Consider the following 8,608-nt stretch of genomic DNA (forward strand, 5'->3'; position numbering starts at 1 on the left):
GTCCGATCTGGAGTCAAAATGTCCTCACGTAAAGAGCTTGCTAATGCTATTCGTGCGCTGAGCATGGACGCAGTACAGAAAGCCAAATCCGGCCACCCGGGTGCCCCAATGGGTATGGCTGACATTGCCGAAGTCCTGTGGCGTGATTTCATGAACCACAACCCGCAGAACCCGTCCTGGGCTGACCGCGATCGCTTCGTGCTCTCGAATGGCCACGGCTCCATGCTGATCTACAGCCTGCTGCACCTCACCGGCTACGATCTGCCGATCTCCGAGCTGCAAAACTTCCGTCAGCTGCACTCCAAAACCCCGGGTCACCCGGAAGTGGGTTACACCGCAGGCGTTGAAACCACTACTGGTCCGCTGGGCCAGGGCATTGCTAACGCGGTAGGCATGGCGATCGCGGAAAAAACCATGGCCGCGCAGTTCAACCGTCCGGGCCACGACATCGTTGACCACTTCACCTACGCCTTTATGGGCGACGGCTGCATGATGGAAGGCATCTCCCACGAAGTGTGCTCCCTGGCGGGTACCCTGAAGCTGGGCAAGCTGGTTGCTTTCTATGATGACAACGGCATCTCCATCGACGGCCACGTTGAAGGCTGGTTCACCGATGACACAGCAAAACGCTTCGAAGCCTACGGCTGGCACGTTGTGCGCGGCATTGACGGCCACGACGCTAACGCCATCAAGCGTGCGGTAGAAGAAGCGCGTAAAGTGACGGACAAACCGTCCCTGCTGATGTGCAAAACCATCATCGGCTTCGGTTCCCCGAACAAAGCAGGCACCCACGATTCTCACGGCGCGCCGCTGGGCGACGCAGAGATCGCACTGACCCGCGAACAGCTGGGCTGGAAATACGCTCCGTTCGAAATCCCGTCTGAAATCTACGCCCAGTGGGATGCGAAAGAAGCAGGTCAGGCGAAAGAAGCGGCCTGGAACGAGAAGTTTGCTGCTTATGCGAAAGCCTTCCCGCAGGAAGCCGCAGAATTTACCCGCCGCATGAAGGGCGAAATGCCGGCGGACTTCGACGCGAAAGCGAACGAATTTATCGCGAAACTACAGGCGAACCCGTCTAAAATCGCCAGCCGTAAAGCGTCCCAGAATGCGATTGAAGCATTTGGCCCGCTGCTGCCGGAATTCCTCGGCGGTTCCGCTGACCTCGCGCCGTCCAACCTGACCCTGTGGTCTGGTTCTAAAGCGATCAATGAAGACACTGCGGGTAACTATATCCACTACGGCGTGCGCGAATTCGGTATGACCGCCATCGCCAACGGGATTTCCCTGCACGGTGGCTTCCTGCCGTACACCTCTACCTTCCTGATGTTCGTTGAATATGCGCGTAACGCCGTGCGTATGGCTGCGCTGATGAAGCAGCGTCAGGTGATGGTTTATACCCACGACTCCATCGGTCTGGGCGAAGACGGCCCGACTCACCAGCCGGTTGAGCAGATTGCTTCCCTGCGCGTGACCCCGAACATGAGCACCTGGCGTCCGTGTGACCAGGTTGAGTCTGCGGTGGCGTGGAAATATGGCGTTGAGCGCCACGACGGCCCGACTGCGCTGATTCTGTCCCGTCAGAATCTGGCCCAGCAGGATCGCACCGAGAAGCAATTGGCAGACATCGCCCGCGGTGGCTACGTGCTGAAAGACTGCGACGGTCAGCCACAGGTTATCTTCATTGCGACCGGCTCTGAAGTCGAACTGGCGGTTGCCGCGTGGGATCAGCTTTCTGCCGAAGGCGTGAAGGCGCGCGTGGTCTCCATGCCGTCTACCGATGCGTTTGACAAGCAGGACGCGGCATACCGTGAATCTGTGCTGCCGAAAGCCGTTTCTGCACGCGTTGCCGTAGAAGCTGCAATCGCTGACTACTGGTTCAAATATGTGGGCCTGAATGGCGCTATCGTTGGTATGACTACCTTCGGTGAGTCTGCGCCAGCTGAGCAGCTGTTCGAAGAGTTTGGCTTCACCGTTGAGAACGTAGTGGCGAAGGCGAAAGCACTGCTGTAATGGTCAATATGCCCGGCGGCGCTTGTGCTTGCCGGGCCTACAACGGTCACCTTTGGTGGCCGTTTTGCTTTACCTCGCCATCCGTCAGAAGTGCCTGCTGGCGCAGCGCTTAGCAGGCCTACGGGAGCCGCTCAGTTCAGGCCGGGTTTTGCCCGGCTTTTTTACGTCTGCTATTCCGGGTCGCTGTGAAAATCACATAAATTATTCCATTAAAAATGTGATGTGCGTCAGATAACCAGCTTCTCCGTCTGGACAATCATTCCTTTTATTCCGCGTTTCGATTACTCTAGCTGAAGCGTTTCAGTCGATTGAATGTTCGACAAATAATCAATCAGTCGCGGTTTGCGACAGCAGGCATTCCCTTCCTGATGAGGCTGGACTACGCTTCAGCCACACAAATTCAGGAGAGGCTTGCAGGAGACCTATGACCGTACGCGTAGCGATTAATGGCTTCGGTCGCATTGGACGTAACGTGGTTCGCGCTTTATATGAATCCGGACGTCGTGCGGAAATCACCGTGGTGGCAATCAACGAACTGGCGGATGCTGCGGGCATCGCGCATTTGTTGAAATACGACACCAGCCATGGCCGCTTTGCCTGGGATGTCCGCCAGGAACGGGAGCAGCTGTTCGTCGGCGATGACGCTATTCGTCTGCTGCATGAGTCTTCTATCGAGACGTTGCCCTGGCGCGAGCTGGGCGTAGACGTGGTGCTCGACTGCACTGGCGTGTACGGTACGCGAGAGGACGGGGAAGCCCATCTGGCCGCTGGCGCAAAGAAAGTGCTCTTTTCACATCCTGGCAGCAACGATCTCGACGCAACCGTCGTGTACGGCGTCAATCATCAGGAACTGCAGCGCGAACACCGCATTGTCTCCAACGCATCCTGCACGACAAACTGCATTATTCCGGTCATTAAGCTGTTAGACGATGCCTGGGGCATTGAGTCCGGCACCGTGACGACAATCCACTCGGCGATGCACGATCAGCAGGTTATCGACGCCTATCATCCTGATTTACGGCGCACCCGAGCGGCCAGCCAGTCGATCATTCCGGTGGATACCAAACTGGCCGCCGGCATCACCCGAATTTTCCCGCAGTTTAATGACCGATTTGAAGCGATTGCGGTGCGAGTGCCGACGATTAACGTAACGGCAATCGACCTCAGCGTGACCGTGAGAAATCCGGTAAAAGCCTGTGAAGTCAACCTGTTGCTGCAAAAAGCGGCACAGGGGGCATTTCATGGTATAGTTGACTATACGGAATTACCGTTGGTCTCAATAGATTTTAACCACGACCCGCACAGTGCCATCGTCGATGGCACGCAGACGCGGGTCAGCGGTGCGCATCTGATCAAAACGCTGGTCTGGTGTGATAACGAATGGGGTTTCGCTAACCGAATGCTCGACACCACGTTAGCGATGGCCACTACAGGTTTCAGGTAAGGCGCGATAGCGTCTGCAAAACTTTAGAATCAATGAGAGGATTCACCATGTCTGTAATTAAGATGACCGATCTGGATCTGGCTGGTAAACGCGTTTTCATCCGTGCCGATCTGAACGTTCCGGTAAAAGACGGTAAAGTCACCAGCGACGCGCGTATCCGTGCTTCCCTGCCGACCATCGAACTGGCGCTGAAACAGGGCGCGAAAGTGATGGTTACTTCTCACCTGGGTCGTCCGACCGAAGGCGAATACAACGAAGAATTCTCTCTGCTGCCCGTTGTTAACTATCTGAAAGACAAACTGTCTGCTCCAGTACGCCTGGTTAAAGACTACCTGGACGGCGTTGAAGTGGCTGCCGGTGAGCTGGTGGTTCTGGAAAACGTTCGCTTCAACAAAGGCGAGAAGAAAGACGACGAAGCGCTGTCCAAAAAATACGCTGCGCTGTGCGACGTGTTCGTTATGGACGCATTCGGTACTGCACACCGTGCGCAGGCATCGACTCACGGTATCGGCAAATTTGCTGACGTAGCTTGTGCAGGTCCTCTGCTGGCCGCTGAGCTGGAAGCACTGGGTAAAGCGCTGGGCAACCCGGCTCGCCCAATGGTTGCTATCGTGGGTGGTTCTAAAGTTTCCACTAAGCTGACCGTTCTGGATTCCCTGTCTAAAATCGCTGACCAGCTGATCGTAGGCGGCGGCATCGCTAACACCTTCGTTGCTGCACAAGGCCACAACGTAGGTAAATCCCTGTACGAAGCGGACCTGGTTGATGAAGCAAAACGTCTGCTGACCACCTGCGATATTCCGGTCCCAACTGACGTTCGCGTTGCAACTGAGTTCTCTGAAACCGCAACCGCAACCCTGAAATCTGTTAACGACATCAAAGATGAAGAGCAGATTCTGGACCTGGGCGACGTGTCTGCACAGAAACTGGCTGAAATCCTGAAAAACGCCAAAACTATTCTGTGGAACGGTCCGGTTGGCGTATTCGAATTCCCGAACTTCCGTAAAGGTACCGAAATCGTGGCTAACGCTATTGCAGACAGCGAAGCGTTCTCCATCGCAGGCGGCGGTGACACCCTGGCTGCTATCGACCTGTTCGGTATCGCTGATAAGATCTCCTACATCTCCACTGGCGGTGGCGCATTCCTCGAATTCGTGGAAGGCAAAGTGCTGCCAGCAGTCGCAATGCTCGAAGAGCGCGCGAAGAAGTAAGCCATTCGGGGCAGGGAAACCTGCCCAATTTTCAGCGGGCTAACAGGCACGCACTTTTTTTCGGCCGAAGATACAGGACTACGTAACATGTCTAAAATTTTTGATTTCGTAAAACCAGGCGTCATCACCGGTGACGACGTACAGAAAGTTTTCCAGGTAGCTAAAGAAAACAACTTTGCTCTGCCAGCGGTTAACTGTGTGGGTACTGACTCCATCAACGCCGTACTGGAAACTGCTGCGAAAGTTAAATCTCCGGTAATCGTTCAGTTCTCTAACGGCGGCGCGGCGTTCATCGCGGGTAAAGGCGTGAAAACTGACGTTCCTCAGGGCGCAGCAATCCTGGGTGCCATCTCTGGTGCACACCACGTACATCAGATGGCTGAGCACTATGGTGTTCCGGTTATCCTGCACACTGACCACTGCGCGAAGAAACTGCTGCCGTGGATCGACGGTCTGCTGGACGCGGGTGAAAAACATTTCGCAGCAACCGGTAAGCCACTGTTCTCTTCCCACATGATTGACCTGTCCGAAGAGTCTCTGGAAGAAAACATCGAAATCTGCTCCAAATACCTGGCGCGCATGGCCAAAATGGGCATGACTCTGGAAATCGAACTGGGTTGCACCGGCGGTGAAGAAGACGGCGTCGACAACAGCCACATGGACGCTTCCGCGCTGTACACTCAGCCAGAAGATGTTGACTACGCGTACACCAAACTGAATGCGATCAGCCCACGTTTCACCATCGCTGCTTCCTTCGGTAACGTACACGGCGTGTACAAGCCAGGCAACGTGGTTCTGACCCCAACCATCCTGCGTGATTCTCAGGAATACGTTTCTAAGAAACACAACCTGCCGCACAATAGCCTGAACTTCGTCTTCCACGGCGGTTCCGGTTCTTCTGCTCAGGAAATCAAAGACTCCGTAAGCTACGGCGTAGTGAAAATGAACATCGATACCGATACTCAGTGGGCAACCTGGGAAGGTATCCTGAATTACTACAAAACCAACGAAGCTTACCTGCAGGGCCAGCTGGGCAACCCGAAAGGCGAAGACCAGCCAAACAAGAAATACTATGACCCACGCGTATGGCTGCGCGCGGCTCAGTCCTCCATGATCGTGCGTCTGGAGCAGGCTTTCAAAGAACTTAACGCGGTTGACGTTCTGTAATTTTTGACAGCCATTTCTGCCTAAAGCCCGCTTAACAGCGGGCTTTTTTATTGCCTTTCCAGTACCGTCATTGTGTTTAATTCTGTGATCTGCTTGGCATTAACGACGATTCTTGTTTACCCTTATCCCACTGACTTCTTGCCGGTGTGGCGAGTTTTATTTCCCAAAAGGGCAACTATAAGGATGATCGGATGGAAGATTTGAACGTTGTCGACAGTATTAATCATGCTGGATCGTGGCTGGTGCGAAACCAGGCGCTATTGCTGAGCTATGCGGTAAATATCGTTGCCGCCATTGCCATTATTATTGTCGGGATGATTATCGCCCGTATGGTGTCAAATGCAGTCAACCGCGTGATGCGTGCACGTCAGCTTGACGCCACCGTGGCCGATTTTCTCTCCGCGATGCTGCGCTATGCCATCATTGCCTTTACGCTGATTGCGGCGCTGGGGCGCGTCGGGGTGCAGACTGCGTCGGTCATTGCGGTTCTTGGTGCCGCCGGTCTGGCCGTTGGTCTGGCACTTCAGGGCTCGCTCTCTAACCTTGCTGCTGGCGTGCTGCTGGTTATGTTCCGCCCGTTCCGTGCCGGTGAATATGTTGATTTAGGTGGCATAGCGGGAACGGTGCTTAACGTGCAGATCTTCTCCACCACGATGCGTACAGCAGACGGCAAAATCGTTGTTGTCCCCAACGGCAAAATCATCGCCGGGAACATCATTAATTTCTCCCGGGAGCCGGTGCGCCGCAATGAGTTTATTATTGGCGTGGCCTATGACTCTGACATCGATCAGGTCAAACAGCTGCTGACTAACATTATCGAATCCGATGAGCGTATCCTGAAAGATCGCGAGCTTACAGTGCGTCTGAATGAGCTTGGCGCGTCCTCAATCAACTTTGTGGTTCGCGTATGGAGTAAAAGCAGCGATCTGCAAAACGTTTACTGGGATGTGCTGGAGCGCGTGAAGCGTGATTTCGATGCCAACGGCATCAGCTTCCCGTATCCGCAGATGGACGTGAATTTCAAACGTGTGAAAGAGCAGGACGAAGCTGCATAACGGCTTCGTTTATCCCTTTTCATAACCCGCTCCGGCGGGTTTTTTCTTTTTTGCATTCTTCGCAGTCGTTGAAAATGAGTGGATATTAGTGAAGCTAATGGATGATTAATATTATCCATTTTATCTAATGGTGGATGCGCGCTATAGTTCGCCATTGACAGACAGTTAGCGAGAATATCATCATGTTATCTTATTATTTTCAAGGGGTTGCGCTTGGTTCTGCCATGATTTTGCCCTTAGGCCCGCAAAATGCTTTTGTGATGAACCAGGGGATCCGTCGCCAGTATCACATTATGATCGCGTTTCTTTGTGCGCTGAGCGATTTGCTGCTGATCTGCGCGGGCATTTTTGGCGGGAGCGCACTGCTGATGCAGTCGCCGTGGCTGATGGCTGCTGTCACCTGGGGCGGTGTAGCTTTCCTCTTATGGTATGGCTTTGGTGCCCTGAAAACCGCTATGGGCAGCAATCTTGAGCTCGCTACAGCTGAAGTTATGAAGCAAGGGCGATGGAAAATTATCGTTACCATGCTGGCAGTGACCTGGCTTAATCCTCACGTTTATCTGGATACGTTTGTTGTATTGGGCAGCCTTGGCGGCCAGCTGGGCGCGGAGCCAAAACGCTGGTTTGCGCTGGGCACCGTCAGTGCTTCGTTCCTCTGGTTCTTCGGCCTGGCGTTGCTTGCCGCGTGGCTGGCACCGCGATTGCGCACCGCCCGGGCGCAGCGAATCATTAACCTGCTGGTCGGCCTGGTGATGTGGTTTATTGCGTTTCAACTGGCGAAAGAGGGGATTTCACACGTTCACGCGTTGTTCAACTAAGCCTTGTCTTATGGACATTTAGTCCCCAGAAGCTAAGCTTGCAGGCATGCGCCCTGTTTCGGGTGAATACGTAAAAAGGAGGAACGACAGTGAAGTTTAAAGTGATGGCCCTGGCGGCATTAGTGGGATTCAGTGTGATGTCGGTACAGGCAAATGAGTTGCCGGATGGACCGCACATTGTCACCTCCGGAACGGCAAGCGTGGACGCTGCGCCGGATATTGCAACTCTCGCGATTGAAGTGAACGTGGCGGCGAAAGACGCTGCATCAGCAAAGAAACAGGCCGACGATCGCGTAGCCCAGTATCTCTCTTTCCTTGAGCAAAACGGTATTGCCAAGAAAGACATCAGTTCTGCGAACCTGCGTACCCAGCCCGATTACGACTATCAGAATGGCAAAAGCATTCTGAAAGGTTACCGCGCGGTGCGTACCGTCGAAGTGACATTACGTCAGCTGGATAAGCTGAATTCGCTGCTGGACGGCGCGCTGAAAGCGGGGCTGAACGAAATTCGTTCCGTTTCACTGGGCGTTGCGCAACCGGAAGAGTATAAAGACAAAGCCCGCAAAGCTGCGATTGATGACGCCGTGCATCAGGCTAAAGCGCTGGCCGAAGGCTTTAATGCGAAACTCGGCCCGGTTTACAGCGTGCGCTATCACGTGTCCAACTATCAGCCGAGCCCGATGGTTCGGATGATGAAGGCTTCAGCAGCTCCGGCGGCGGATTCTGCGCAGGAAACCTACGAGCAGCCAACGATTCAGTTCGACGATCAGGTGGACGTAGTCTTCCAGCTGGAAACGACTCAGGCGCAGCCACAAAAAGCGGCTGAGCCCGAAAAGAAAGCTGAATAATTCGCGCCAGCTGCACAGTAAAAAGCCGGGAATTTCCTAATGCCGATCGTTTAAG

General features: G+C 54.1%; 7 protein-coding genes. All 7 read left to right on the plus strand.

Features of this window, described 5'->3' with window-relative positions:
- The first annotated feature begins 18 nt into the window (after window positions 1–18).
- Window positions 19–2,010 carry a transketolase gene (gene tkt / locus AB1287_RS19305; protein ID WP_312630027.1) on the plus strand — a complete coding sequence of 664 codons (1,992 nt, stop codon included), beginning with the start codon at window positions 19–21 and terminating at the stop codon, window positions 2,008–2,010.
- A 424-nt stretch (window positions 2,011–2,434) separates the two neighbouring features.
- Window positions 2,435–3,454, plus strand: a complete 1,020-nt coding sequence (gene epd / locus AB1287_RS19310; protein ID WP_312630029.1) for an erythrose-4-phosphate dehydrogenase — start codon at window positions 2,435–2,437, stop codon at window positions 3,452–3,454.
- Window positions 3,455–3,501: 47 nt separating this feature from the next.
- Window positions 3,502–4,665 (plus strand): phosphoglycerate kinase, encoded by a 1,164-nt coding sequence (pgk, locus tag AB1287_RS19315; protein ID WP_312630030.1) that lies wholly within the window; start codon window positions 3,502–3,504, stop codon window positions 4,663–4,665.
- 87 nt (window positions 4,666–4,752) lie between these two features.
- Window positions 4,753–5,832: a class II fructose-bisphosphate aldolase gene (gene fbaA / locus AB1287_RS19320; RefSeq protein ID WP_435618802.1), complete on the plus strand. Its 1,080-nt coding sequence runs from the start codon at window positions 4,753–4,755 to the stop codon at window positions 5,830–5,832.
- 191 nt (window positions 5,833–6,023) lie between these two features.
- Window positions 6,024–6,887 carry a small-conductance mechanosensitive channel MscS gene (locus AB1287_RS19325; RefSeq protein ID WP_312630147.1) on the plus strand — a complete coding sequence of 288 codons (864 nt, stop codon included), beginning with the start codon at window positions 6,024–6,026 and terminating at the stop codon, window positions 6,885–6,887.
- Between the two features lie 182 nt (window positions 6,888–7,069).
- Window positions 7,070–7,705, plus strand: a complete 636-nt coding sequence (gene argO / locus AB1287_RS19330; RefSeq protein ID WP_435618803.1) for an arginine exporter ArgO — start codon at window positions 7,070–7,072, stop codon at window positions 7,703–7,705.
- An 89-nt stretch (window positions 7,706–7,794) separates the two neighbouring features.
- Window positions 7,795–8,553 (plus strand): oxidative stress defense protein, encoded by a 759-nt coding sequence (locus AB1287_RS19335; protein WP_312630143.1) that lies wholly within the window; start codon window positions 7,795–7,797, stop codon window positions 8,551–8,553.
- Window positions 8,554–8,608: the final 55 nt, after the last annotated feature.

It is taken from the genome of Scandinavium sp. UTDF21-P1B (assembly GCF_040750395.1).
Lineage (GTDB): Bacteria > Pseudomonadota > Gammaproteobacteria > Enterobacterales > Enterobacteriaceae > Scandinavium.